General features: G+C 33.1%; 29 protein-coding genes. 25 read left to right on the top strand and 4 right to left on the bottom strand.

The genetic code is table 11. The annotated features are described in order from the left end of the window. The first annotated feature begins 45 nt into the window (after window positions 1-45). From QWC74_RS13805 to QWC74_RS13790, 4 genes are all read left to right on the top strand, one after another. On the top strand, window positions 46-1,308 hold the full coding sequence (locus QWC74_RS13805; RefSeq protein ID WP_006784828.1) for a sulfite exporter TauE/SafE family protein: 1,263 nt from the start codon (window positions 46-48) through the stop codon (window positions 1,306-1,308). A 119-nt stretch (window positions 1,309-1,427) separates the two neighbouring features. Next, window positions 1,428-1,694, top strand: a complete 267-nt coding sequence (locus tag QWC74_RS13800; RefSeq protein ID WP_006784829.1) for a metal-sensing transcriptional repressor — start codon at window positions 1,428-1,430, stop codon at window positions 1,692-1,694. A gap of 14 nt (window positions 1,695-1,708) precedes the next feature. Beyond that, entirely contained in the window at window positions 1,709-4,138 is a 2,430-nt protein-coding gene (locus QWC74_RS13795) for a heavy metal translocating P-type ATPase (protein WP_006784830.1), read from the top strand. Window positions 4,139-4,158: 20 nt separating this feature from the next. After that, a complete protein-coding gene (locus QWC74_RS13790) occupies window positions 4,159-4,362 on the top strand; it encodes a heavy-metal-associated domain-containing protein (RefSeq protein WP_006784831.1) in 204 nt (67 codons plus the stop codon). 69 nt (window positions 4,363-4,431) lie between these two features. On the opposite strand, the gene QWC74_RS13785 is transcribed toward QWC74_RS13790, so the two are convergent. After that, entirely contained in the window at window positions 4,432-4,779 is a 348-nt protein-coding gene (locus QWC74_RS13785; RefSeq protein WP_006784832.1) for a DUF5658 family protein, read from the bottom strand. 163 nt (window positions 4,780-4,942) lie between these two features. Between QWC74_RS13785 and QWC74_RS13780 the strand changes: the two genes are divergently transcribed. From QWC74_RS13780 to QWC74_RS13705, 16 genes are all read left to right on the top strand, one after another. Then, a complete protein-coding gene (locus QWC74_RS13780; RefSeq protein WP_006784833.1) occupies window positions 4,943-5,644 on the top strand; it encodes a TraX family protein in 702 nt (233 codons plus the stop codon). A 15-nt stretch (window positions 5,645-5,659) separates the two neighbouring features. Further along, window positions 5,660-6,427 (top strand): ABC transporter ATP-binding protein, encoded by a 768-nt coding sequence (locus QWC74_RS13775; protein WP_006784834.1) that lies wholly within the window; start codon window positions 5,660-5,662, stop codon window positions 6,425-6,427. Beyond that, window positions 6,417-8,426, top strand: a complete 2,010-nt coding sequence (locus QWC74_RS13770; protein WP_006784835.1) for an ABC transporter permease — start codon at window positions 6,417-6,419, stop codon at window positions 8,424-8,426. The genes QWC74_RS13775 and QWC74_RS13770 overlap by 11 nt, the downstream gene beginning before the upstream one ends. A gap of 128 nt (window positions 8,427-8,554) precedes the next feature. Then, window positions 8,555-8,857, top strand: a complete 303-nt coding sequence (locus QWC74_RS13765; RefSeq protein WP_229059741.1) for a hypothetical protein — start codon at window positions 8,555-8,557, stop codon at window positions 8,855-8,857. 139 nt (window positions 8,858-8,996) lie between these two features. Further along, window positions 8,997-9,731 carry an ABC transporter ATP-binding protein gene (locus tag QWC74_RS13760; RefSeq protein WP_230321561.1) on the top strand — a complete coding sequence of 245 codons (735 nt, stop codon included), beginning with the start codon at window positions 8,997-8,999 and terminating at the stop codon, window positions 9,729-9,731. A gap of 9 nt (window positions 9,732-9,740) precedes the next feature. Next, window positions 9,741-10,565 carry an ABC transporter permease gene (locus QWC74_RS13755; protein ID WP_006784838.1) on the top strand — a complete coding sequence of 275 codons (825 nt, stop codon included), beginning with the start codon at window positions 9,741-9,743 and terminating at the stop codon, window positions 10,563-10,565. Window positions 10,566-10,578: 13 nt separating this feature from the next. Then, the gene (locus QWC74_RS13750) at window positions 10,579-11,352 is read left to right on the top strand and encodes an ABC transporter permease (protein ID WP_006784839.1); all 774 of its coding nucleotides are present in this window, start codon (window positions 10,579-10,581) and stop codon (window positions 11,350-11,352) included. Window positions 11,353-11,361: 9 nt separating this feature from the next. Then, a complete protein-coding gene (locus tag QWC74_RS13745; protein WP_006784840.1) occupies window positions 11,362-12,042 on the top strand; it encodes a response regulator transcription factor in 681 nt (226 codons plus the stop codon). Window positions 12,043-12,061: 19 nt separating this feature from the next. Further along, window positions 12,062-13,450: a cell wall metabolism sensor histidine kinase WalK gene (locus QWC74_RS13740; RefSeq protein WP_006784841.1), complete on the top strand. Its 1,389-nt coding sequence runs from the start codon at window positions 12,062-12,064 to the stop codon at window positions 13,448-13,450. Window positions 13,451-13,533: 83 nt separating this feature from the next. Beyond that, window positions 13,534-13,722, top strand: coding sequence for a CAT RNA binding domain-containing protein (locus tag QWC74_RS13735; RefSeq protein ID WP_006784842.1), 189 nt, complete (start codon window positions 13,534-13,536; stop codon window positions 13,720-13,722). A gap of 11 nt (window positions 13,723-13,733) precedes the next feature. Continuing rightward, a complete protein-coding gene (locus tag QWC74_RS13730) occupies window positions 13,734-14,372 on the top strand; it encodes a PRD domain-containing protein (protein WP_006784843.1) in 639 nt (212 codons plus the stop codon). Between the two features lie 233 nt (window positions 14,373-14,605). Then, complete coding sequence (locus QWC74_RS13725) at window positions 14,606-15,502, top strand: ROK family protein (RefSeq protein WP_006784844.1); 897 nt, start codon at window positions 14,606-14,608, stop codon at window positions 15,500-15,502. A 102-nt stretch (window positions 15,503-15,604) separates the two neighbouring features. Next, window positions 15,605-15,832: a PTS transporter subunit EIIB gene (locus tag QWC74_RS13720; RefSeq protein ID WP_006784845.1), complete on the top strand. Its 228-nt coding sequence runs from the start codon at window positions 15,605-15,607 to the stop codon at window positions 15,830-15,832. Further along, a complete protein-coding gene (locus tag QWC74_RS13715; protein WP_006784846.1) occupies window positions 15,833-17,452 on the top strand; it encodes a beta-glucoside-specific PTS transporter subunit IIABC in 1,620 nt (539 codons plus the stop codon). Between the two features lie 19 nt (window positions 17,453-17,471). After that, window positions 17,472-18,887 (top strand): 6-phospho-beta-glucosidase, encoded by a 1,416-nt coding sequence (locus QWC74_RS13710; protein ID WP_006784847.1) that lies wholly within the window; start codon window positions 17,472-17,474, stop codon window positions 18,885-18,887. A 462-nt stretch (window positions 18,888-19,349) separates the two neighbouring features. Beyond that, window positions 19,350-19,946, top strand: a complete 597-nt coding sequence (locus QWC74_RS13705) for an HD domain-containing protein (RefSeq protein ID WP_006784848.1) — start codon at window positions 19,350-19,352, stop codon at window positions 19,944-19,946. 19 nt (window positions 19,947-19,965) lie between these two features. On the opposite strand, the gene QWC74_RS13700 is transcribed toward QWC74_RS13705, so the two are convergent. Both QWC74_RS13700 and QWC74_RS13695 read right to left on the bottom strand, forming a co-directional pair. Then, on the bottom strand, window positions 19,966-20,421 hold the full coding sequence (locus QWC74_RS13700) for a threonine/serine exporter family protein (protein ID WP_006784849.1): 456 nt from the start codon (window positions 20,419-20,421) through the stop codon (window positions 19,966-19,968). Between the two features lie 10 nt (window positions 20,422-20,431). Further along, window positions 20,432-21,187 carry a threonine/serine exporter ThrE family protein gene (locus tag QWC74_RS13695; RefSeq protein ID WP_006784850.1) on the bottom strand — a complete coding sequence of 252 codons (756 nt, stop codon included), beginning with the start codon at window positions 21,185-21,187 and terminating at the stop codon, window positions 20,432-20,434. 161 nt (window positions 21,188-21,348) lie between these two features. Between QWC74_RS13695 and QWC74_RS13690 the strand changes: the two genes are divergently transcribed. The 5 genes from QWC74_RS13690 (at window position 21,349) to QWC74_RS13670 (ending at window position 25,143) form a co-directional block, all read left to right on the top strand. Further along, window positions 21,349-21,816, top strand: coding sequence for a MarR family winged helix-turn-helix transcriptional regulator (locus QWC74_RS13690; protein WP_006784851.1), 468 nt, complete (start codon window positions 21,349-21,351; stop codon window positions 21,814-21,816). A 2-nt stretch (window positions 21,817-21,818) separates the two neighbouring features. Next, window positions 21,819-23,195: an MATE family efflux transporter gene (locus QWC74_RS13685; RefSeq protein WP_006784852.1), complete on the top strand. Its 1,377-nt coding sequence runs from the start codon at window positions 21,819-21,821 to the stop codon at window positions 23,193-23,195. A 308-nt stretch (window positions 23,196-23,503) separates the two neighbouring features. Then, window positions 23,504-23,704 (top strand): cold-shock protein, encoded by a 201-nt coding sequence (locus tag QWC74_RS13680; protein WP_006784853.1) that lies wholly within the window; start codon window positions 23,504-23,506, stop codon window positions 23,702-23,704. A gap of 144 nt (window positions 23,705-23,848) precedes the next feature. Further along, on the top strand, window positions 23,849-24,313 hold the full coding sequence (locus tag QWC74_RS13675) for a nucleoside deaminase (protein WP_006784854.1): 465 nt from the start codon (window positions 23,849-23,851) through the stop codon (window positions 24,311-24,313). Between the two features lie 23 nt (window positions 24,314-24,336). Next, window positions 24,337-25,143 carry a sugar phosphate isomerase/epimerase gene (locus QWC74_RS13670; RefSeq protein ID WP_006784855.1) on the top strand — a complete coding sequence of 269 codons (807 nt, stop codon included), beginning with the start codon at window positions 24,337-24,339 and terminating at the stop codon, window positions 25,141-25,143. A gap of 35 nt (window positions 25,144-25,178) precedes the next feature. Here QWC74_RS13670 and QWC74_RS13665 read toward each other — a convergent pair whose 3' ends face one another. After that, a complete protein-coding gene (locus QWC74_RS13665; RefSeq protein ID WP_009607157.1) occupies window positions 25,179-25,430 on the bottom strand; it encodes a hypothetical protein in 252 nt (83 codons plus the stop codon). Window positions 25,431-25,469: the final 39 nt, after the last annotated feature.

Here is a 25,469-nt window from a genome sequence, read left to right as displayed (position 1 = left end):
ATCTTTATATCTTTTTGTTATTGTGTTAGGGAAGAGGTGTTGAAGATGAAAAAAATGACCTTTGTAATTGAAGGTATGAGTTGTATGAGCTGCAAGCAAACGATTGAAAAACGATTAAAAAAGCAAAATGGAATCAAAAAAGTGGGAATTAACTATGAAGCAAAACGGTTGAGTATTACATTTGACGAATCTTTAATTTCTATAGAACACTTAAAATTAGAGTTAGAGTTATTAGGGTATCAATTAAAAACTGAAAAAGAGGCAAGAGAAGATAAAAAATTAATCCTATTAGCCATTATTTTAATAGCAATTATCTATTTTTTATTTGAACGAGTTACTCCAGATTTTAGTGGATTATTAACCTCAAATCAAAACCTAAGTTATATTATTTTATTTATTATTGGGATTACGACTTCTTTTCACTGTGTCTCTATGTGTGGAAGTCTTGCTCTTTCACAAGTGATTCATCATGAAAATCAAGTTAAACGAAACATTCTTTATAATTTAGGACGTATTATTTCGTATACCCTACTAGGGGGTATCATTGGATTGCTTGGATGGTTTGTCACAACGGATATTCCATTCTTTAATTTGATGCCAATTATTTTAGGGATTATTATGATTGTCATGGGATTAAGTAAATTCGGATTAATTAGAGAATTAAAAATACCAATGTTTAAATTAGGACGATATAAATCAAAGTTCCAATGTCAAGGACCTTTTATTTTAGGTCTTGCTAATGGACTAATGCCATGTGGGCCATTACAACTCATGCAGTTGTATGCATTAGGAACTGGTACTTTTATACAAGGGGCATTAGCGATGTTTTTCTTTAGTCTTGGAACAGTTCCGTTAATGCTAGGGCTTGGTTTGTTTTTAAATAAACTATCTGCTTTTTCGCGGACATTTGTCTTTAAACTAGGAGCTATCCTAATTATCTTTTTAGGAATCAATATGACATTAAATGGATTAACAACGATTGGCTTCGGTTCAACTTTAAGTTTGCAAACTGAATCTCGAATTGAAGCAGAAATGATGGAGGGGAAGCAGGTCGTCGAATTTGATCTAGGTCGTCGTAATTACGAAGAGATTGTTGTTCAAAAAGGAGTGCCTGTTGAGCTAATAATCAACGCCAGTCAAGGAACGCTCAATGGTTGTAATCGTACACTTATTTTAAAAGATTTTAATTTGAAATCAGATTTAAAAGTTGGAGAGAATGTAATTAAATTTATGCCAACTAAAACAGGGACCTTTACCTATTCATGTTGGATGGGAATGATTCGAAATACAATTAAAGTAATTGATTAAAAAATTGGGATTTTTTTTAAAATCCCAATTTTTTTATAATAAGTTTTTGGTTGACAATAATAAGAATGGCATTATAATATAACCATAGACCCCCACCCCGGGGGAGGGAGGTATAGTTAATGAACGAAGAACGAAAAAAAGCACTACAATCATTAAAAACAGCTAAAGGTCAAATAGATGGAATTATTAAAATGATTGAAGAAGAACGTTACTGCATGGATATTTCAAATCAAATTGTAGCAGCGCAAGCGTTACTAAAACGTTCGAATCTTTTAATTTTAAAACAACATTTAAATCATTGTGTGAAACAGGCTGTTATAAACGGTGAAAGCGACGAGAAAATAGATGAAATTATGACCATACTCGAAAAAGCAATGTCTAAATAAAGTGAGGTGATATTATGGAAAGTAAGTCAATGAAAATTGAAGGAATGACCTGTTCTGCTTGCGCAAATCGGGTTGAAAAAGTTGTTTCTAAATTAGATGGCGTAAATAAAGCCTCTGTAAACTTCGCAACTGAAACTTTGAGTGTTGAATACGAGACTAGAAAAGTAACGGAGCAAAACATTCAAGAAGCAGTAGAAAAAGCAGGGTATAAAATTCATAAGAATATGAAGACCTATACAATAGATGTTAAGGGAATGACCTGTTCTGCTTGCGCAAATCGCATTGAAAAAGTAACCGGAAAAATTTTAGGTGTTGAAAATTCAACCGTCAACTTTGCAACCGAAAAATTAACAGTTACGCTTGATGAAAATCAAGTGACATACGGTCAAATTAAAGCAGCCGTAGAAAAAGCAGGGTACGAGATAATTAAAGAAGAACAAAAAGAAACAGAAGTGAAAACAAAAGATGAATCATCAAAATTATTAACTCGTTTCATTGTTTCTTTAATTTTTGCAGTCCCATTATTAATTATTTCAATGGGACACATGGTAGGAATGCCTCTTCCAAAAATGATTGATCCGATGATGAATCCTTTAAACTTTGCACTCATCCAACTTGTTTTAACGTTACCTGTTGTGATTGCAGGGTATAAGTTCTATAAAATTGGATTAAAAAATTTAATTAAACTAAGCCCTAACATGGATTCTTTAATTGCTATAGGAACATTAACAGCATTTTTCTACAGTGTATTCGGAATTTATATGATTACAAAAGGTGATACATCGTACGCTATGCACTTATATTTTGAGTCAGCAGCCGTTATCTTAACGTTAATTACGCTAGGTAAATATTTAGAAGCTGTTTCGAAAGGAAAAACATCTCAAGCTATTCAAGCTTTAATGGGATTGGCTCCAAAGACTGCAACCATTGAACGTCGTGGCCAAGAGTTAGTGTTACCGATTGAAGAAGTATTAGTTGGAGATATCGTAATTGTAAAACCAGGTGAAAAATTACCGGTAGATGGCGTGGTAATAGAAGGAAGCAGTGCCGTGGATGAATCGATGTTAACAGGTGAAAGTATTCCGGTCGAGAAGTCTGAAGGTAGCTTAGTCATTGGTGCTAGTCTCAACAAGACAGGATACATCAAATATCAAGCGACAAAGGTTGGGAAAGATACAGCTCTCTCTCAAATCGTAAAACTTGTGGAAGATGCTCAGGGACAAAAAGCACCAATTGCTAAAATGGCAGATATTATTTCGTCATACTTCGTGCCGATTGTTATTGGACTTGCCATTATCTCCTCGTTAGCTTGGTTATTTGCCGGAGAAACAGGAGTCTTTGCATTATCAATCTTCATTGCTGTTTTAGTTATTGCCTGTCCTTGTGCTTTAGGACTGGCAACCCCAACTGCCATTATGGTTGGAACCGGAAAAGGTGCTGAATATGGGGTCTTAATCAAAGGTGGAGAAGCATTAGAGACAACGTATAAATTAAATACCGTTGTCTTTGATAAAACAGGAACAATTACAGAAGGTAAACCAAAAGTAACAGATATTATTACTATTGATACATTAGAAGATGAGATTTTAGCGTTAGCAGCAAGCGCGGAAAAAGGATCAGAACATCCACTTGGAGAAGCTATTGTACGCGCAGCAGAAGAACGTAACTTATCATTTAGAAGTATTAGTCAATTTAATGCGATTCCAGGACACGGGATTGAAGTTTTAATTGATAAAAGAGATATTTTATTAGGTAATAAAAAATTAATGAATGAGAAAAATATTGATATTAGTTCTGTTAATCTCCAAGCAGATCAATTAGCAACAGATGGAAAAACACCCATGTATATTGCAGTTGATAATAAGTTAGCCGGAATTATTGCTGTAGCTGATACGGTGAAACCAAGTAGCCAAAAGGCAATTGAAACGCTACATGCGATGGGAATCAAAGTAGCGATGATTACAGGTGATAATAAAAAAACGGCAGAAGCTATTGCCAAGCAAGTGAAAATAGACATTGTTTTAGCAGATGTTTTACCTGCTGATAAAGCAAATGAAGTAAAAAAACTTCAAGCTAATGGTGATTTAGTTGCCATGGTTGGTGATGGAATTAATGATGCACCGGCTTTAGCACAAGCTAATGTTGGAATTGCGATTGGAAGTGGAACTGACGTTGCAATTGAATCAGCAGATATCGTCTTAATGAGAAGCGACTTAATGGACGTTTCGACAGCGATTAAATTAAGTAAAGCAACGATTCGTAATATTAAACAGAACTTATTCTGGGCATTTGGATATAATATTTTAGGAATTCCAGTTGCGATGGGAATATTACATATCTTTGGAGGGCCGTTATTAAATCCAATGATTGCAGCGGCTGCCATGAGTTTAAGTTCTGTTTCAGTTTTATTAAATGCATTAAGATTACGTAATTTTAATGCTTAAAAGTTAAGGAGGAATTAAAGATGAAAAAGAAAATTCAATTAGATGGTATGAGCTGTGGACACTGTGTGGCACATGTTAAAGAAGCATTAGAAACATTAGAAAATACAACAGATATCCAAGTTGAATTAGGAACACAGTCAGTACTTGTTGAAACAGGAGCAACTGATGAATTAATCCGTCAAGCAATTGATGAGGCAGGATATACAGTCGTATCGATTGACTAATAAAGTTTTGAATTAATCTAGCTCATAACAAAAAGCTGTTCACAATACTGTGGACAGCTTTTTGTTGTGTTAAAAATAAGGTAATAAAATAAACCATAATAGATGAAGGCAGTTAATAAAGAAATAAAATCCAAGTAAGATGAAGATACAAAAGTTTGTTAACTTAATCATCTTTGGAGTTGCAGATTGTAATCGATAATAAAGATAAATGAATAGCAGAGCCGGGATTATTCCCTTAACAAAAAAGGTTGCAAAACTATTTTCTATGATTGAAGCCATTACAGGATTAGCCTCGATAATAAGCCCAGTACGAACTAAGATGAGCGTTAATAAAATATCACTAATATTTAAAATATATAGGATAATGAGCTTGATTTTTATCGTACTTAAACTGGATTGTTTGATAAACTGAAACATTTGTAACCCCTCCACCTTCACAAAGATCTTCTTATATTTAATATAGGGTGGTCGAGTTATTTATATTCACTTATCTTACAAATTTGTAAGAGAGTTCAATAGGTAATGTAAGACGTACTTTGTATAATGAAGACTATAACATGAACAATAAGGAGGTAGGGTTTTGCTTAAATTAAGTTCATTTCAATTAAAACTTTTTGCTATGATCTTCATGGTAATGGATCATTTGTATACGTATTTGAATATGAGAGGTGGCTTAGAAATTCCAATCTGGTTTGGTTATATCGGAAAAATTTCAGCGCCTATATTCTTTTACTTAATTGTTGAAGGATTTTTCCACACTCGAAATCGAAATAAATATATGTTAAGGTTATTTAGTTTCGGTGCTATCATGATTGGAGTTGACCTATTGCTAGGCATCCATAATAATATTTTCTTATCGCTTGGATTATCGGTTGCATTAATGAATATGATTGAATTTGGAAAAAAATCAGAGCGATATAGGCTAAGTATTATATTTTCTATCTTGATAGGTCTATTGGCAGTGGTGACAGAAGCTTCAATCTATGGTGTGATCGTGACACTCATCTTTTATTTCCTGCGTAATAAAAAGGGATGGATGGCCTTTGTTTATACTGTGTTCAGTATCTTACCGCTATTGAGCGCAATAAGCATGGGACCTGATTTTTTAGAAGCTATTTTTCTTTGGGATTATCAATGGATGATGTTCTTAGCTATTCCATTTATCTTGTTATATAATGGAGAACTTGGCTTTAATAATAAATTTACAAAATGGATGTTTTACTTATTCTATCCACTTCATTTAATCATCATTGTATTATTAGCGAAATATATCACAGCATAAAGGAGAATTTTATAGATGAATACTATTTTAAGTGTTGAAAAAGTAGAGAAGTATTATGGAAATAAAGACAATGTCACAAAAGCTATTGATCAAATTAGCTTTAAAGTTGATAAAGGTGAATTTGTTGGTATTATGGGACCATCAGGAAGTGGAAAAACAACTTTATTAAATTGTATTTCTACGATTGATAAAGTAACAACAGGTCATATTTTAATTAATAATCAAGATATCACGACGATGAAATCTAAAGTATTAGAAAATTTTCGTCGTGATGAACTAGGATTCATTTTCCAAGATTTCAATCTTCTTGATACGCTAACAGCTTATGAAAATATTGCACTCGCATTAACAATCCAAGGACGTAAAGTAAAAGAAATTGATCCGCTTATTCAAGCAGTTGCTAGCAAGCTTGAAATTACCCAAGTCCTATCAAAATATACATATCAAATGTCAGGGGGACAAAAGCAACGTGTAGCTTCAGCAAGGGCAATTGTCACAGACCCATCGATTATTTTAGCGGATGAACCGACAGGTGCACTTGATTCAAAATCTTCTCGTCTATTGCTTGAATCATTTGAAAAATTAAATCAAGAATTAGAAGCAACCATTTTAATGGTGACGCATGATGCGTTTACAGCAAGTTATGCACATCGTATTTTATTTATTAAAGATGGTAAAATCTTTAATGAGTTAATTCGAGGCAATGATTCACGTAAAGAATTCTTTAATCGAATTATTGAAGTCATGACCATTCTCGGAGGTGACATCAATAATGTATTCTAAAATTGCGCTTGGAAATGTCCGTAAAAGTTTTAAAGATTACGCTATTTATTTCCTAACCTTAACTTTTGCAGTCTGTATTTTTTATTGTTTTAATTCGATTGAGTCACAAAAAGCAGTTCTTGATATGAGTGCCTCACAAGCCGGTTATATGGAAAGTATTAATCAACTTCTATCAATGGTCTCTGTTTTCGTTGTGTTTATATTAGGTGGACTCATTCTATATGCGAATAACTTCCTCATCAAAAAGCGTAAAAAAGAACTAGGTGTTTACATGACGCTGGGAATGGGGAAAAGTAAAATTTCGAAAATATTAGTCTTAGAAACTTTTATTGTTGGAATTTTATCATTAGTCGTTGGACTAGGAGTAGGAATTCTTTTATCACAAGGACTTTCTGTGTTTACTGCAAAATTATTCGAAGTAGGTATGACACAATTTCGATTTGTTATTTCATTTAGTGCGATTATAAAAACAATCATTTATTTTGGGTTGATTTTCTTATTTGTGATGTTTTTTAATACAATCATTATTTCAAAATATAAATTGATTGACTTATTAAATGCTTCTAAAAAATCAGAAACAATTAAAGTTAAAAATCCAATCCTTTCACTTCTCATCTTTTTAGTAGCAGTTATTATGCTAATAACTGCGTATGGCATTGTGCTAAAAGTCGGACTAAATGAGATGAGCAGTCTCTTTAATCTTTCAATTGTACTTGGAATTATTGGGACCTTAGGATTTTTCTATGGTGGAGCAGGATTTTTATTAGCGATGATCCAACGTAATCAAAATATCTACTTAAAGAAATTAAATATCTTTGTAGTTCGTCAAATCCATAGTAATATCAATACAAATTTCCTATCTGTTTCGCTCATCTGTTTAATATTATTTATTACAATCGGTGGGTTATCAACAGGTTTAAGTATGAAGACATCTATTGAAAATGGAATTGTGGCTCCTTTTGATGCTTCGGCCTATATGTATGTGGATGATGAAGATGAAATCAAAACCATGCAACAAGTTGTTGAAAAACTAAATTTTGATTTTAAGGGAAATGAGCATATGTTTTTTGAAGCATATAGATTAGAGGGGATATCTACAGGAGACCTTATTTTACCTTACGTAACGGGAACATTAAAAGATCAATTAGAGAATGGTTATTGGAATTCTATTAATGCTATTAAAATTTCAGACTATAATAAAATTCAACAGTTATTAGGAAAAGATTCAATTACCTTAAATGATCATCAAATTTTAGTGACTTCAAATTTCTCAAAATTCCTAGAACCGCTAAAGGTGTATTTGAAAAATAATTCAGAGATTAAAATAAATGGTGAAACATTCGAAATCAAAAATAAAGACGTAATGACTGACGCAACTTATAATTCTGCTTTAGCTGATAATATATTAACTTTGATTGTTCCAGATAAGGTAGTTTCTAGCCTAGAACCAACTATGACTTATATGAACATTCAGTATACAGCACAAGATAAAGTAGAAGCTGAGTCTTATTTTGGTGATTACTTAAATAGTTTTTTTGAAGAAGGTAGTAAAGATGGGATTTTTCTCATCGGTTATACAAAACAACAAATCTATGAAAATAGTCGTGCAACGTCGACAGTAGTTTTATATGTAGGACTTTATTTAGGAATTGTCTTTTTATTATCTAGTGCAGCAGTCTTAGCACTGCAACAATTATCGGAAGCTAGTGATAGTATCGAACGTTACAAATCATTACGAAAAATCGGCGCCACTCAAAAAATGATTAATAAAACAATCTTTATTCAAACATTAATCTACTTCGCCTTACCACTTGTACTGGGAATGATTCATGCAGTATTTGGTATCTATGTAGTTAATAAAGATTTAACATCACTATATGGGCAGTCCGATATATTAGTTTCATCGATTATGACGATGATGGGGATTATCGTTATTTATGGAGGGTATTTCCTCACAACGTATGTGGGTTACAAATCAATCATCAAAAATGCTAAATAATTAAAGTTGTTTACAATGATTCATCACTAAGAAAAGGATGCAAAAAGGCATCCTTTTTGAAATTAACATATGATTTTGATAAAGATATCTTATATAATTTAAGTTATATTGAGAGGGATGGTAGGGGAATGATTATTTTTTATAAATGTTTAATTTTAATGATTGTGTGTGTTGATTTTATTTATCTTATGATAAATAAAAATAATAAGTTATTTTATATTAGTAATCATTCATATCAAGTGAAAGATACTAGTTTGTATCCGATAATTCGAATTTATCAAGTGAGTATTTTATTATTCGTTATAGCAATCATAGGAATTCTTGATATTAATTTCATGTGGTTACTTGTAACAGCAATGATGGTTCTTGAATTCGTCATCGTCAAGGTGGCTTTGAAAAAGAATTATTTAGAATTAATGAGTAAGAAGTAATAGTTTATAAAAAAGCGACTTTTATTCTCGATTAGGTAGAGAGGAAGGTCGCTTTTTTGATAAGTATTAAAATCTTTATAAAATCTTTAAAATTTTATCATAAGATACATTCAGTTAAGAAATTAAAGGAGTGCGATAAATGATGGAAACCGTATTGTTTGTGGATAACTTAAATAAAAAAATCAGACGACGTGAGATTATAAAGGATGTGAGTTTTACGGTAGGTAAAGGTGATATTTGTGGATTTATCGGTCCTAATGGAGCGGGAAAAACAACGATTATTAGAATGTTAACCTCACTTGTTAAACCGACATCGGGACAGATTCAATTAAATGGTTATGATGTCGTCACACAGCGTAAAGAGGCTTTGCAAAATCTTGGAGCAATTGTTGAGTCGCCAATATTCTTTTCCCATATGAGTGGGGAGGAAGTCTTGATGAACCTAGCGTTATTAATCCCAAATAAAACAAAGTCAGAGCGCCTTGCAAAGGTTTTAGAAGTGCTAGAGGTTGTAGGACTAAGTGATCGGAAAAAAGATAAAGTTTCAACGTATTCTCTTGGAATGAAGCAACGACTAGGGATTGCACAGGCTTTACTTAATGACCCTCAAATCATTATTTTAGATGAGCCTGCGAATGGACTCGATCCACTTGGAATGGTAGAACTCCGTGAATTAATCTTGAAACTAAATACGGAGCAGGGGATTACGTTCTTTATCTCAAGTCATCTACTAGATGAACTTCAAAAAATTTGTAACAAGCTTGTCATTATTAAAAGCGGGACTATCGCTTGGCAGGGGGCTAAAGACGATTTCTTAGTCCTAGGTAATCAAGACGCAACGCTTGAAGAAGTCTTCATTAAGTTAATTCAGTAGGAGGATGACATGAAACAATTAATTCACAGTGAATTCAAACGATACTTTTCTAAAAAATCATGGTTGGGTGTTTTAGGTTCAATTCCATTTATGATTGCTTTGATGGCTTCACAAAGCCTTAAAGCAAACCAAATCGTGACACTGGATAGAGTGGCAAGTTTTAATACGTTTGCTTTATACACGCCACTGCATAAAATTTTTACGTTTTATTTATTTGCAGTGGTCATCTTACTTGTTGTAACGACAATCGCAAGTGAGTATGAAAAAAGTGAAATTCGAATGGTACTCATTAGAGGATATAGTACACGACAAGTCTTTTTCGTGAAACTCATGATGATCGTATTGGCGCTATTTATTTTTATCGTCGGATATGTTGCCTGTTCCTATTTAGTAGCATCCGTGATATTTGAACATCAGACTGTTATTTCAAGCTTTTTAAGTTTTGACGATTTAACGTCAGTTCAAGTGTTTCTGATGACCCTTAAGTACTATGGGCTCCTATTTTTAATTTTAGCAGTCTTTGCTATGGTCATTGCTTTTTTTGCGATGTTTACAAAGTCAGTTATTAGTACAACAGTCATTGGATTATTAATAGTCGTGGCATCATTTGGATTTTATATGGTCACACAATTAGTGGGACGGTACATCAGTGGAATAGATATCAATCAATTAAATTTACTTGCGTTACCACTGATGCAATTAAAGGGGGCTTATCAAATTGTAGCGGGACATACGACTAGCCTGCATCAGAGCCTTACGATTTTAGGAAGCTATTTTATATTGTTTATGGGATCAAGTTATTATCTGACAGGTCGTCAGGACCAATTTATTTAATGAGGTGAAGAGAATGAAACAATTAATTCAAAGCGAGCTATCGCGTCTTGTGATGAGACGTCGAACAGCTATTATTTTAATCATCAGTCTATTAGCATTTATATTTATAGCATTTTTTAATTCAACGTTTGGAGTTGGATTTTATGATCCATTCGTGACCGCTAATTTAGATTCTTTAAATTTTACACCTTTTATTTTACGTGACTATCATTTTTATTTAGTTCTGATTTTGTGCCCGCTATTAGTGGTAGAAACGTTTAATCGTGAACGTTATAGTGGAGAGTACCGAATGGTGATGATTCGTCCTTATTCAAGAGTGCAACTTTATGTTGCTAAAATATTGACGCTTGCGATTGTTATGGGGGTATTTTCAATCATATTGTGGATGATGGCAAATATATTTGCTCAGCTGATGTTACCTAAGGTAACGAACACGTCATTCTTTGAATCACAGACCTTATATACGAGCACTGAAGCAATCCTATTTAGTCTAAAATTTTACATTGTAGAATATGTTATCTTAATCAGTGTGATGGGAGTCATCAGTCTGATCTCACTTCTATTACCAAATACGATTTTAGCATTCTTAGGATCAGTGTTTGTGTTATGTCTTGTTGGATTCGGAATGCCAGTATTTGAGTTTTTAGTAAGTTCAACACGCTCTATTTTTGATTTATTACTTGGAATGGGAAGTAGCGGAAATGTTATACTATATGTATTGGTTATTTTAGGAATTGGAATTGGAGGTTCCTATGCATTGTTTAGACGTAACGACTATTTATCTTAGAGGTGAACGATGAGTCAAAAAATATTAGTGGTAGACGATGATTTAGAAATTTTGGAAATGTTATATGATGCGTTAAATGATGAAGGTTATCTTGTGTATAAAGCATCAAATAGTTTTGAGGCTAGAAGTCAGCTCAAAGTAAATCCTGATTTGATGATTTTGGACGTCATGATGCCAGGTCAGGATGGATTTGAGTTTTGTAAGGAAATTCGCTCAGTCGTGAGTTGCCCCATTATTTTTCTAACGGCGAAAGTTTCAGAATCAGATTTAATTCAGGGATTCGCCATTGGGGGAGATGATTATCTAACAAAGCCATTTAGTTTACGAGAATTAAGGGCGCGAGTTGCGGCGCATCTTCGCCGAAATGAACGTCAAAGTTCAAGGGAGCAAAGTTTTTTAATTTTTCAACATTTAAAAATTAATTTACAGAGCAGAACTGTTTTATATTTCGATGAATGCGTACCGCTGACGAAGCGAGAATATGAGATTGTGGAATTGCTAGCCTTAAATAAAAATCAGGTTTTTTCAAAGGAACAAATCTATGAATTGGTATGGGGGTTAGATGCTGAAGGTGATTGTGCGACGGTAGCAGAACATGTTAAGAAAGTTCGTTCTAAATTTCAAACAATTCAAACTGATTTCAATTATTTAAAAACTGTTTGGGGTGTCGGATATAAGTGGGATGTGTAATAAGAAGGAGCAAAATTAGATGCTAAAAGAACGTTCATTATTAACTCAAATTAATTTAAGTTTTCTTGGGATTTTGAGTTGCACCTTTGTGAGTACCGTTGTGATAATTTTTTTATTTTTAGTAGTAGCTCAGTATGTAGCGTATCCTGCTAATCATTATGAACAACAACTTCCAATGATTGTGGACTATGTGAATCAACATTCAAGTTCATTGTTAATAGGGGAAGGAAAAGAAGAATTTGAAAGGACCTTTGATTTGAGTAAAGTCACGTATCAAATCGTTAACTTTGATACGGAAGGTGAATCAGATTTAATCTCAAAATTAAATACAACACAATCTGATGGAAATGGAAATTATACAAAGTATATTCCGCTTACGGATAGTAAAGGAACGTTAAAAGGATGCCTTAGCTATACATATCCCCTTCGATTAATGCCATTAGAAAATCGGCAGTTTGTCTATTTAATCATGTTTATCGGAGTCTTTAGTTTACCATTTCTATTTTTGATTTTTTATATGTGGTTCTTCGGGAAAAAGTTAAAAATTAATGTGATGATTCCTCTTCAAAAGTTGAAATGGGCATCGCAAAAAATTGAGAATCAAGATTTAGATTTTGAGTTGCATGAAGACTATAATAATGAGTTTAATGAAGTAATCGTCTCATTTGAAAAAATGAGAAAAACATTAAAAGAAACGTTAACAAAACAATGGCAAATTGAACAGCAACAAAAAGAATTAATTTCAGCACTTGCCCATGATTTAAGAAGTCCTTTGACTGTTATAAAAGGTCATGTTGAATTATTGCAAGATGGTGCTTATCAAAATGAAGCGAGATGTTTAAAGTATTTAAATGTCTTAGAAGGGGCAACGAATCGATCAATCGTGTTAGTAGAGGATTTAAATTTATTATCTCAACTTGATCAACTAGATTTTATTTTCCAACAAGAAAATGTTAATGTGCTTCAATATTTTTCAACTGAACTTGAATCATATGAGGATATTTGTCTGAAATATCAATTAAACTTGAGGACTGATTTAGATTTGTTAAATCCAACACTCATAATGAAGTGTGATCCGCTTAGATTATCAAGAGTGCTCGATAATATTCTGATGAATGCCTGTCGATATGCGCCTACGTCCTCTGATATTGGTGTCTTAGTGTATCAAAAAAATAAGGCAGTGATTTGTGAGATTACAGATCAAGGAAATGGATTTTCGGAGGAGGATTTAAAGTATGGACTTGAAAAGTTTTATCGAGGAAATAAAGCCCGTTCTAAAGATGGAGGCTCGGGTCTAGGGCTTTATATTTGTCAACGAATTATGAAGTTGCATGGAGGAGAAATCGTGCTTTCTAATCAAGAAAGTGGGGGCGCCAAAGTTGTAGTTTATTTACCATTACAGGATTGATTTTATTTAAATCCCTTGGTTGACAATAAAAAATGCGAGTGGTATTATAGGTTTTATAAAACGTATACATTAAGGGGACAGCTATGAAGATAAAACGAGTATTAAACAATAATGTTGTCGTTTCTCTTGATGAAAAAGGACAAGAAATTATTGTAATGGGCTGTGGTATTGCCTTTCAAAAGAAACCTAATGATATCGTTAATAAGTCTAAAGTTGAGAAAATTTTTGTACTAGAAGATCAGATGATGATTGGAAAGTTCAACAACTTTTAGACGAAGTTCCAATGGAGTATATGACCATCACGGATCGAATTATTAAGTATACAGAAGCGAAGTTTCAAAAGGCAATTAATGATATTGTCTATCTTTCTATCACGGATCATATTTATAATTCTGCTTTAAGGTTTAAAGCTGGAGTTGTCCTGAAAAATGGATTACTTTGGGATATTAAACGTCTTTATAAAGAAGAATTTGAAGTAGGGTTATATGCATTAAAAGTGATTCAAGAAGAAGTTGGTATTGAATTCCCTGAAGATGAAGCAGCTTATATTGCGACTCATATTGTCAATGCAAGACTTAATGAGGAAATCCCAATCGTCATGAATATGACGAAAATGACACAAGAGATTTTAAATATCGTAAAATATCATTATAAAATGGAATTAAACGAAGAATCTCTAGCTTATAGTCGATTTGTAACACATCTAAAATTTTTTGCACAACGTATTTTTAATAATAAAAAATATGTCAGTCAAGAAGATGATGAACTGTACAATATTGTGAAGTTAAAATACAAGGATGCTTATGCATGCGTAAAAAAAATTGACAAGTTTTTAGAGCTTGAGTATAATTACAAATTGACACATGAAGAAGAACTTTATCTAATCATCCACATTGAACGGGTGGTAGAAAAACATAAATAATCAGGATTGTGACTGGTAAGGCAGGCAAGACCTAAGTTTGGGACAAATATGCTATAAATATAGCTATTAGTATATCCTTCTTAGGTCTTTTTGTTATTTATGTTAAATAATAATCAGGATTGTGACTGGTGAGGCAGGCAAGACCTAAATTGAGCAATAGGGAACGAGACTATCCATTGGACTCCTTATGCTTATTTTAGGTCTTTTTTGTTATCAAAAGGGGAGGAATCTAAATGAAAAATTATTTAGTACTTGATATAGGTGGAAGTTCAATTAAATATGCTTTGATGAACGAAGTAGCAGAATTTCTAGATAAAGGTAGTGTTAAAACGCCGCTTGATTGCATTGAAAGCTTAGTTGAAACAATTGGACAGATTTATGATGCATTTCAATCGGATATTGAAGGTATCGCAATTAGTATGCCGGGAGTTTTAGATTCAGCAACCGGTTATGCTTATAGTGGTGGATGGTTAGAATACAACAGTGGCCAAAATATTATTGATGTATTGAAAAAACGTTGTAATACAGTGATTACTATTGAGAATGATGCCAAATGTGCGGCATCAGCAGAACTTGGTTTTGGAAGTTTAAAAGGATGCAAAGATGCGGTAGTAATTGTGTTAGGGACTGGTGTTGGTGGTGGTGTCATCATTGATGGTAAAGTTCATAAAGGACGTCATTCATTTGCTGGAGAATTTAGCTTTATGCGTATGAATTGTAATCAAATTGATGTGAAGAATCATGTATGGGGATTTAAAAATGGGGCTCCTGCCTTAGCAGAAAAAGTCGCTAATATTAAAGGCTTACCAGTTGAAGAAGTAAATGGATTGTTCATTTTCGAATTAGCGAATTCAGGTGACGAACAAGTATTAACAATCTTAGATGAATTTACAAAATGGGTTGCCATGCAAATCATTGATATTCAGTGTGTGATTGATCCTGAATTAGTTGCAATTGGTGGAGGAATTAGTGCTCAACCGTTATTGATTGAATTGATTCAAAAACATCTTGATGCAATGCAAGAAAATTTCGGATTCTATAAGCCATCTGTTAAAGTAGTACCTTGTGAATTTAGAAATGATGCGAATTTAATTGGAGCGTTATATGCATTTTTATCAAAAGAATTATAGTTATGATATCTAGGCAAAAGCCTTTAGATATATATTGGATTGTTACTGGTAAAGCAGGCAAGACCTTCATGTTAAATTTCAAAACAATGGAGGAAAAAAATTATGGATTATGCAAAACTTGCAAAAGAATTATTAGATTTAATGGGTGGAAAGCAAAATGTGAAGGGCGTCACTCATTGTGCAACACGTTTACGATTTAATTTAAAAGACGATTCAGTTGTAGACGAAGCAAAAGTAAAAAAAGTAAAAGGTGTAATGGGAGTGTCTAACAAAGGTGGACAATTCCAAGTGATTATCGGTCAAGATGTTGCAAGAGCACACCGTGAATGATTGAAACTAGGAAACTTTGCTGGAATGGGAGCTGGATCTTCAAAGAAAGAAAAAGGAAAAGTTTTAGATACAATTTCGGGTATTTTTAATCCGATTTTACCAGCTATTACAGGAGCAGGGATGATGAAAGCTTTGTTAGTTTTACTAACAGCTCTAAATGTTGTATCTCCCACAAGTCAAACTTATATTGCCTTAGAATTTATTGCAGACGCTGCTTTTTATTTTTTACCGATGATGTTAGCAGTCACATCAGCTAAGAAATTTAATACAAATGCCTTCTTAGCAATTACGATTGCGGGAGTCTTATTACATCCAACTTTTACAGCAATTGTCGGAGCGGGAGAATCATTCTCATTCATTGGACTACCAGTTCAGTTAGTAGGGTATGGAACATCTGTTATTCCAATTATTTTAGCTGTATGGTTAATGTCTTATGTTGAGAAGTTTGCTGAAAAAGTAACACCTAAAGTGGTTAGTTTCTTCGTAAAACCATTATTAACAATCTTAATTGTTGCACCAATTACGTTAATGGTTATCGGACCTCTAGGAATGATGATTGGAAATGGATTAGCCTATGTGTTCTTATGGATGTCAGAAAATTTAGGCTGGTTAGCTTTACCGGTTATGGCTGCCTTATGTCCTTGGATTATTATGACAGGTATGCACCACGGATTTACACCATTAACAATGTCTGCTTTTTCTAAATATGGATATGATCCAATCACATTCCCGGCAAGTTTATGTTCAAATATCGCACAAGGTGGAGCTGCTTTGGCTGTAGGAGTTAAATCGAAAAATCCAGAAATTAAACAGTTAGCAACATCAGCAGGGATTACAGCGGTATTTGGTGTAACAGAGCCAGCATTATTTGGTGTTAACTTGCGATTCAAAAAACCAATGATGGGAGCAACAATTGGAGCGACAGTTGCTGCTATTTATGCTGGAGTTGTTGTTTTGAAAGCATTCGCGATGGCGACACCCGGATTAGCATCACTTGCGATGTTTATTGGAGAGGGAGAATTCTCTAAAAATATTTTACATGCTGTGATTACATTAGTTATCGCATTGGTTGTTTCATTTATTGCGACATGGATCATTGGATTTGAAGATGAGCCTGTAGAAGTAGAAGAAACAAAAAACGAGGAAAAAGAAGTGGTACCTTTAAATAAAAAAGTTAAAGTGATGAGTCCAATGGAAGGAACAATTCTTCCCTTATCAGAAGTTAAGGATGCAACATTCTCACAAGAAATTATGGGAAAAGGAATCGCAATTGAACCAACTGTTGGTCAAGTTGTTGCACCATTTAACGGAACTGTAACTGCTCTATTTCACACGAAACATGCGATTGGATTAACATCTGATGAGGGTGTAGAAGTATTAATTCATGTTGGAATCGACACAGTTCAATTAAATGGAGAACATTATAAAGCGTATATCCAAAATGGCGATAAAATCAAAGCAGGTGATTTATTAGTGGAATTTGATATCGAAGCGATTAAGGTTGCTGGATACGAAGTGGTAACACCGGTAATCATCACTAATACACCTACTTATAGTGATATTATTCCAATGAAAGAAGGCTTAATTTTAAAAGGTGAGGAGTTATTAACTATATTATAGGTAGAAAGGATGAGTTTTTATGTTATCAGGTGTATTTCAAAAAGAGTTCTTATGGGGAGGTGCAGTTGCGGCGAATCAATTAGAGGGAGCTTGGAATGAAGATGGAAAAGGAGTTAGCATCGCAGATGTTTATACGGCAGGAGCTATAGATAAATTTCGTGAAGTTACAGATGGAGTTTTAGATGGAGTATACTATCCAAACCATGTCGGGATTGATTTCTATCACCGTTATAAAGAGGATATTAAGTTATTTGCTGAAATGGGATTCAAATGTTTCCGTACGTCTATTGCGTGGACACGAATTTTTCCACAGGGTGATGAGTTAGAGCCAAATGAAGCGGGATTACAATTTTATGATGATTTATTTGATGAATTATTAAAATATGGAATTGAGCCTGTTATTACATTATCTCATTATGAAATGCCATATCATTTAGTAAAAGAATATGGTTCATGGCGTAACCGTCAATTAGTTGATTTCTATACACGTTATGCAGAGGCTGTTTTGAAACGTTATAAAGATAAAGTAAAGTATTGGATGACTTTCAATGAAATGAACGGAATTCCTCATATGCCTTGGGTCACAGCAGGAATTCAAATCCAAGATGGAGAGGATAAAAAGCAAGTCTTTGCTCAAGCAGCGCATCATCAATTTGTCGCGAGTGCTAAAACGGTAAAAATGGCACGTGAAATCAATCCAGAAATGAAAATGGGATGTATGGTTATCATGGGATATACATATCCGAATACATGTAATCCATTAGATTCGATTGAACGTGAAGCATTCATGGATGAGACATTAATGTTTACAGATGTTGTCGTTCGAGGTTATTATCCAAAATCAGCCTTACTTGGCTATGAACGCGAGGGAATTAATGTTGTCATGGAAGATGGCGATTTAGAGGTTATTAAAGAAGGAACAATGGATTATATTGGATTTAGCTATTACATGTCATTTGTTGCCTCATCAGAAGCAGGAGAAACGGTAAGTGGAAATGGAATCGCATCAGTTAAGAATCCATATTTAAAAGCCAGTGACTGGGGATGGCAAATTGATCCAGTAGGGCTACGCTTAACCCTAAAGTTATTACATGATCGTTACCAAATTCCATTATTCATTGTTGAAAATGGATTTGGAGCACATGATGTGATTGAAGAAGATGGTTCAATTAACGACGATTATCGTATTGAATACTTAAAACAACATATCATTGAAATGAAAAAAGCAGTTGAAATTGATGGTGTTGAATTAATTGGATATACACCTTGGGGATGTATTGATCTTATTAGTAACGGAACAGGTGAGATGAAAAAACGTTATGGATTTATTTATGTTGACCGTGATAATGAAGGTAACGGAACACTAGAACGTTCTAAGAAAAAAAGCTTTGAGTGGTACAAAAAAGTCATCGCAACGAATGGAGAGGAACTATAAAATATCTTCATTAAACGTATATAAATTAAACTTCTAATATCTTTCAAACAAAAAAGAGATAGTTCGCCTGTAGAACTATCTCTTTTGATATAGTTTTTTTATACTAGTGTGAACGACATATCTGAACTTATATATAGTGTTTATCATTTTTTACTTCTGTGATTTTATCTTCAAGAATTTGAGCCAGTATAGCTTCTTTATGCATAGTATATCTGTCCCTAGCAATAGGTGAAACTTTAATTAACATAATAAATAGGTCAAGAAGGAAGAATACAATTATATTAAAAGTTAAAAAGTGTTTTTCATTATTACTTCTCTAGGATAAACCTTAATTATAGTTGCATTATATTAATTAGAATATAAGAATGTCATTTTTATATCTTACAAAAAGGCCGCGGTTCTGTAAGAGAGGACCAATTTATGTTATACTTTTTAAAAGTATTGAGAAGGAGGATATTTTTTATGACGTCAAATCGCTTTAAGAAGCAGTTAGATTTTTTAATTGAAATTGATAAAGTTAAAAATATTTTACGTATGACATCCATTGCAGATGGAAGCCGTCGTGAAAATGATGCTGAGCATTCATGGTCACTTGCAATGATGGCCTTATTATTTCACGAATATATGCCTCACACAGATATTTTGAAGGTAATTAAGATGGTTCTAATTCACGATTTAGTTGAAATCTATGCAGGAGATACATTTGCATTTGATGAAACTGGGTATGAGGATAAGGAAGAAAGAGAACAGTTATCTGCAGATAAAATTTTTGGAATTTTAGAATCAGACCAAGGTCAAGAGTTACGTCGTTTATGGGATGAATTTGAGGCTTGTGAAACAGAGGAAGCACAGTATGCTGCCATGCTTGATCGTTTACATCCTTTTATTATGAATTATCTTCATGAAGGTGGGACCTGGAAGGTGCACCAAATTACAGATGAGCAAGTTTATAAACGTAATCAGATTACATTAGATAAAGGCCCACAAGAGTTTATTGATTTTATTCATGAAGTTGTCACTGACTTTGTTGAAAAAGGTTATATTAAGTCAACCAAATAAAAAATGATGCCATGCGGCATCATTTTTTATTTAATTTTAATTTATGATTATTTTCGATTTTTTTCCACAGATAAACGAGTGATGAAACCAGGAGGATTCCGAATGCTAAAGATCCTGCAATAGCAAAGGTATGAATAAAGGTTGATAAAAATTCTTGTGTATTTCCTTGTATGAAATGTTCCATGGTGTAGTAAATTCCACTTCCGGGGACAAGTGGGATTAAGGCTGCAATTAAAAAGATGGTAACAGGTACTTTGTGAACACGTGCCATAATTTCTGAATAAAGAGAAAGGACAACAGTTGCCGCGAAGTATTGAATTAAGTCATTTTGATAGACGGCTGCTAATTCGAAGGTAAGCCAGGCAAGGGCTCCGCCGATAGAGGCATAAAAAATCATTTTTCCGCGAATGTTGAAAATAATACAAAATCCAATGCAGGCTAAAAAGGAATAAAGACAAGGGAGAATAATAGACATAGGATACCTCCTAAAAAATATTAGACATTGATAAGGCAATTCCGGTTCCGATAGCGATTGAAGTTGCGGTTAGAATAGCTTCCGTCATTTTTGTTTGACCGGCAATAAAGTCTCCAGCAATAACATCGCGTACTGAGTTGGTTAAGGCAACCCCAGGTACGAGGTTCATGACTAAACCAATAATCATTTTATCAATATTTTGTGCAAAGTTAAGTTCGTAAGATACGACGGCTAAAAAGGCTGCAACCATACTACAAATAATTGTAATAAAAAAAGGATTCGTTCGGAATCGATCCATTAATTCTGAAATAATTTTAATAATAGGGCCAATCAAAAGCGCGCATAATGCATCGTAAACTGTTCCACCAAAGAATAAAGTAAAAGTTGAAGACGTTAGAGCATAAGCAAAAAGTTGCATCTTGAATCCAAACTTTGGTCTTGCTTGAATTTGTTCTAATTCCTCTTTAACTTCTTTTAAATCAGGTGTCGTTTGACAGGTATATCTTGCAAGATTATTTAAGCGTTCAACTTTATCTAAGTTCGTTGAACGTTGATGAATTCGTCTTGTTTTTGTTATGTTGCAGTTTCCTACTGTATTAATGGTTACGATTATAGTGGTTGGAACTGCGTAGACATCTACTTCTTTCACACCATAAGCCAAGGCCATTCGTTGAATTGATTCTTCAACCCTGTATATTTCAGCTCCATTTTCAAGAAGCATCTGTCCCAGTCGAGTTGTTATATTTAATAACTCATTATAATCCATTATTACCACCTCGTGGATAGTATAACATATATTTATCGCTCTTAAAATCCAACAAAATCTCCTAAATGAAGATAGTCTATTTAATTATAGAAATTTCAAAATAAAGTTATATAATATATATATGTTACATACATATATATATTCGAAAGTGAGGGACAGAATTGGAAGAGAAACAAGAGAAGTTAATTAGTGATGTTATTGATATGTTATTTGAAGCTAAAAAGACAATTGATTACTTACCAATTTTACCTGCTAAAATTCGTAAAAGTCATCTTCAAGTTTTGCAAATGGTCTCAAAGGTACATCAAGTGAAAGGAGAAGTTAAAGTAACGGATATTAGTAAAGGATTAAAAATTACATCACCGAATATTACAAAACTTTTAAATGAACTAGAACAACTAAACATGGTACAAAAAAAACACTCATCAATTGATCGACGAGTTGTTTTGATTGAGTTAACAAAACATGGAGAAGAGACCTTAAATCGTTGTGTTAAAAATTATCATACTAGATTGTTAGCTGTAATTGAAGGAATTGGATATGAAAATTGTGAACTTGCGGTTGAAACCATCCAAAAATTATCAATTGAGATGAAGAAAATTTCAGAAGGCTATGAAAAGGGAGAGTAGAAATGAGTAAAAAAGTTTTAGTAATGAACAATCCGATGGAAGAGAGTAGGGCATTTCCATTGATTATGAAATATTCAACTCCTGCTATTATTGCTTTATTAATTAGTGCAATCTACAACATTGTAGATCGAATGTTTGTTGGAAATTATGTAGGGGATATTGGGTTAGCGGCATTATCTATTTGTTTCCCTATTACTTTTATTGTAATGGGATTTGCTCTTTTAGTCAGTGCTGGAGGTGGAACTTTATTTGCTTTAAACCTAGGTGAAAAAGATATAGAGAATTCAAATCGAGCATTTGCAAACTCGTTTTTATACATTATTGGATTAGAGTTAGTAGTAACACTTGTTTTATGGATAGTAGGCGATTCCTTTTTAAAGGTTTTAGGAGCAAGTGAGGTTGTTTTACCGGTTGCTAAACAATACTATTTTATAATGCTAGTAGGAAGTGTATTTCAAGGATTAACCTTTGTTTTTAATGATTTTACACGTGTGTCAGGAAAAGTAAATCTTGCATTGATTATTTCAGCTAGTGGAGCCATTGTAAATATTGTGCTTGATGCTTGGTTTATTATAGGACTCGGATGGGGTGTAGAAGGGGCGGCACTTGCGACTGTTTTAGGACAAGTTGTTTCTGCGTTAATCGGATTTTACATTGTGTTTGGTGGTCATACTGTTATAAAAATAAAGAAAGATTATTTCAAAATTCAACTATCTATTATTCAAAAAATTTCAAAATTAGGTGTCTCATTGTTTATTGCTCAAATTGCGTTTGGATTTATTAGTTTAATCTATAATGTTTACTTAGGAAAATACGGTGGAGATCTTGCGATTTCTGTGTATGCTATTATTTCAAGTATTATGACCTTTGTTATTATGCCGGCTAGTGGATTAAGTCAAGGATTACAACCTATTTTAGGTTATTGTTATGGTTCTAAAAACTATGAGCGAGTGATGGAGATGATGAAAGTTGGATGTTTCATTTCTACTGCCATAACAACAGTGATTTGGACTTTAGTTCAACTTTTCCCTAGTCAATTAGTGTATTTATTTGGTGGTGCAAATAATCAAGACTTGATGGAGTTAGGAGTCACTGCTTTACGAATTAATTTTAGTTTCATCCCTATTGTAGGATTTGTTATGTTGTGTATTACTTTCTTCCAAGCGATTGGGCATGCCAGACCTTCAATTTTATTGACCTTAATTCGTCAAGTGCTAGCTTTAGTACCTTTTATTATAGGATTACCGATGTTAATAGGTGTTAAGGGCATTTTCTTTGCGCAACCAGCAAGTGATTTAATTACATTATTAGTTTCCATTTGGTTATTAAAGAAATTCTTTAACCAGTTACGTCAAATGTCTCAAGAATCTTTAGGCTAATAAAAAAAGAGGAATCACTTAATTTTAAGTGATTCCTCTTTTGGGAAAAATCAGAATAAAAGGGGAAAAAATCACATTTTATCATAAAATGTCGTTTTTTTGAATATATGTCGAACAAAAAAATAAAAAAATATACATAAAAAATAGATTTCGTTTGCCTAATTTATTTGAGCGTGATATAATGAAGACAACTTAATAGTCCTTTTTTATAAATTTGAACAAGTTTTTGTGGTGTTACGCTGCTTTAATTGAATGAAAATTTTTAAATATGGCTTTAAGCGAATTGTTATTATTAGGAGGTAGTTCTCATGACTACAGGTACAGTTAAATGGTTTAACGCAGAAAAAGGATTCGGATTCATCACTGTTGATGGAGGGAACGATGTATTCGCTCACTTCTCAGCAATCACTGGAGAAGGATTCAAAACTTTAGAAGAAGGTCAAAAAGTTTCATTCGAAATCGTTGAAGGAAACCGTGGACCTCAAGCAGCTAACATCGTTAAATTATAATTTTAACAATAAGCTAAAAAACTGTGGATAGTTTCTATTCACAGTTTTTTTTATGTTTTTTTTGAAACAATTAGTCTATTTTTATAATAAAGTGGATATATATTATAGTGGAGTCTTAATTTCATTTATAAAAAGGTGATGAAGATGGAAAAATATATGAAAATGGCAATTGAAGAAGCAGAAAATGGCGTGAAGTGTAAACATGGGGGACCATTTGGTGCAGTGATTGTGAAAGATAATCAAGTGATTGCGAAAGCTCATAATACTGTCGTAAAAGAAAATGATCCAACTTGTCATGCTGAAATAAATGCAATTCGATTAGCTTCACGAACACTAAATACATTTAAATTAAACGATTGTTTATTGTTTACCTCTTCTGAGCCTTGTCCAATGTGTTTATCTGCTATATTATGGGCTGGAATTGAAACGGTCTATTATGGCTGTACGGTTGAAGATGCAAATAAAATAGGATTTGCAGATGAGTTCATTTATAATTATTTAAAAGGAAAACAAAACACCAATATTTTAAAATTAAAGCCGCTATTAAGAGAAAATGCATTAGATATTTTTAAGATGTGGGATAAGCAAGAGGATAAAATTCCTTATTGATTAATCGAAAGGGGGGGAGTTTAATGAGAGGAATCAAATATGGAATGCCACAGTTATTAGAATTAAAAGACATTGAAGAAAATATTCAATTTTGTGAGAAAATAGGATTAAATTTTATAGAATTAAATGCAAATTTACCAATCTGTCAACCTGATCGGATTAATGTTCGATATCTTAATCGATTAAAAATGCAATATGGGGTTGAATTTACCATTCATTTACCAGAAGAGTTGGATTTAGGCCATTTCAATCGAAGAGAGAGAGAGGCCTATTTGAAGATTATTGAAGAATCGATTGGAATTGCGGATCGGTTGGGAATTAAAATTTTAAATTTACATATGAATCCAGGAATTCATTTCACAATGCCTGAACAAACGGTAGAATTATATGAAACTTATAAACAAGATTATTTAGAGAATATTAAATCATGTAAAGAAGCAATTAATTTATTTTTAGGTGGAACAGGTGTAATGATTGCAATTGAAAATACGGGGATTTTTGATCGTCCTCATATTCGAGAAGCCGTTGAAATATTACTTCAAAGCGATCGATTTTGTTTAACGTGGGATGTTGGGCATGATTATTGTCATAAGGATTGTGATCATGAATTTATTTTAAAACATATCGATCGGGTGAAACACATTCATATGCATGATGCTAAAGGAACTCATGATCATTTACCATTGTTTAGTGGAGAGATTGATTTAGATGAAGTATTCAATTTAGTAAAAGGTAATAACCCAATGATTTTACTTGAAGTTAAAACAAAAGAAGCATTAATCCATTCAGTTGCAAAACTTAAAGAAAAAATTTGGATAAATAGCAATTAATAAAAAACTATCTCAAGAATTCTTGAGATAGTTTTTTATTGAGAATATTCGGAATCAAAAAATTCAATTTTAGCTTCAAGAATTGTTTCAAGTTTAGAAATAGCTTGATGCATGGATGTTAAACAGGCTTCAACATCTTGCAAATCATTTGCTGTTATCCCCTGATTATTAATAATTGTATCTAATTTGGTGGCCTGTGATTGAATGATTTGAGATAAAGATGTTTCTTCTAAAGCGATGGATGCAATTAAATTATTAATGGCTTGATCATAGCTAGAGGATGTCATCTGTACTCACACCTCCATAGGAATAAATATAATAAAAAT

This window comes from uncultured Turicibacter sp., from assembly GCF_938044715.1.
Lineage (GTDB): Bacteria > Bacillota_I > Bacilli_A > MOL361 > Turicibacteraceae > Turicibacter > Turicibacter sanguinis.
Note: the sequence above shows the minus strand (reverse complement) of the source record. Positions and strands in the feature narration are given on the sequence as shown.

Coding starts and splice junctions, on each gene's coding strand:
- QWC74_RS13765 (WP_229059741.1), top strand. CDS start 8,555: ATGATTATTTTTTATAAATGTTTAATTTTAATGATTGTGTGTGTTGAT.
- QWC74_RS13750 (WP_006784839.1), top strand. CDS start 10,579: ATGAAACAATTAATTCAAAGCGAGCTATCGCGTCTTGTGATGAGACGT.
- QWC74_RS13800 (WP_006784829.1), top strand. CDS start 1,428: ATGAACGAAGAACGAAAAAAAGCACTACAATCATTAAAAACAGCTAAA.
- QWC74_RS13680 (WP_006784853.1), top strand. CDS start 23,504: ATGACTACAGGTACAGTTAAATGGTTTAACGCAGAAAAAGGATTCGGA.
- QWC74_RS13725 (WP_006784844.1), top strand. CDS start 14,606: ATGAAAAATTATTTAGTACTTGATATAGGTGGAAGTTCAATTAAATAT.
- QWC74_RS13710 (WP_006784847.1), top strand. CDS start 17,472: ATGTTATCAGGTGTATTTCAAAAAGAGTTCTTATGGGGAGGTGCAGTT.
- QWC74_RS13665 (WP_009607157.1), bottom strand. CDS start 25,430: ATGACATCCTCTAGCTATGATCAAGCCATTAATAATTTAATTGCATCC.
- QWC74_RS13760 (WP_230321561.1), top strand. CDS start 8,997: ATGATGGAAACCGTATTGTTTGTGGATAACTTAAATAAAAAAATCAGA.
- QWC74_RS13675 (WP_006784854.1), top strand. CDS start 23,849: ATGGAAAAATATATGAAAATGGCAATTGAAGAAGCAGAAAATGGCGTG.
- QWC74_RS13695 (WP_006784850.1), bottom strand. CDS start 21,187: ATGGATTATAATGAGTTATTAAATATAACAACTCGACTGGGACAGATG.
- QWC74_RS13755 (WP_006784838.1), top strand. CDS start 9,741: ATGAAACAATTAATTCACAGTGAATTCAAACGATACTTTTCTAAAAAA.
- QWC74_RS13740 (WP_006784841.1), top strand. CDS start 12,062: ATGCTAAAAGAACGTTCATTATTAACTCAAATTAATTTAAGTTTTCTT.
- QWC74_RS13735 (WP_006784842.1), top strand. CDS start 13,534: ATGAAGATAAAACGAGTATTAAACAATAATGTTGTCGTTTCTCTTGAT.
- QWC74_RS13805 (WP_006784828.1), top strand. CDS start 46: ATGAAAAAAATGACCTTTGTAATTGAAGGTATGAGTTGTATGAGCTGC.
- QWC74_RS13775 (WP_006784834.1), top strand. CDS start 5,660: ATGAATACTATTTTAAGTGTTGAAAAAGTAGAGAAGTATTATGGAAAT.
- QWC74_RS13700 (WP_006784849.1), bottom strand. CDS start 20,421: ATGTCTATTATTCTCCCTTGTCTTTATTCCTTTTTAGCCTGCATTGGA.
- QWC74_RS13705 (WP_006784848.1), top strand. CDS start 19,350: ATGACGTCAAATCGCTTTAAGAAGCAGTTAGATTTTTTAATTGAAATT.
- QWC74_RS13790 (WP_006784831.1), top strand. CDS start 4,159: ATGAAAAAGAAAATTCAATTAGATGGTATGAGCTGTGGACACTGTGTG.
- QWC74_RS13770 (WP_006784835.1), top strand. CDS start 6,417: ATGTATTCTAAAATTGCGCTTGGAAATGTCCGTAAAAGTTTTAAAGAT.
- QWC74_RS13685 (WP_006784852.1), top strand. CDS start 21,819: ATGAGTAAAAAAGTTTTAGTAATGAACAATCCGATGGAAGAGAGTAGG.
- QWC74_RS13730 (WP_006784843.1), top strand. CDS start 13,734: ATGGAGTATATGACCATCACGGATCGAATTATTAAGTATACAGAAGCG.
- QWC74_RS13745 (WP_006784840.1), top strand. CDS start 11,362: ATGAGTCAAAAAATATTAGTGGTAGACGATGATTTAGAAATTTTGGAA.
- QWC74_RS13670 (WP_006784855.1), top strand. CDS start 24,337: ATGAGAGGAATCAAATATGGAATGCCACAGTTATTAGAATTAAAAGAC.
- QWC74_RS13785 (WP_006784832.1), bottom strand. CDS start 4,779: ATGTTTCAGTTTATCAAACAATCCAGTTTAAGTACGATAAAAATCAAG.
- QWC74_RS13795 (WP_006784830.1), top strand. CDS start 1,709: ATGGAAAGTAAGTCAATGAAAATTGAAGGAATGACCTGTTCTGCTTGC.
- QWC74_RS13720 (WP_006784845.1), top strand. CDS start 15,605: ATGGATTATGCAAAACTTGCAAAAGAATTATTAGATTTAATGGGTGGA.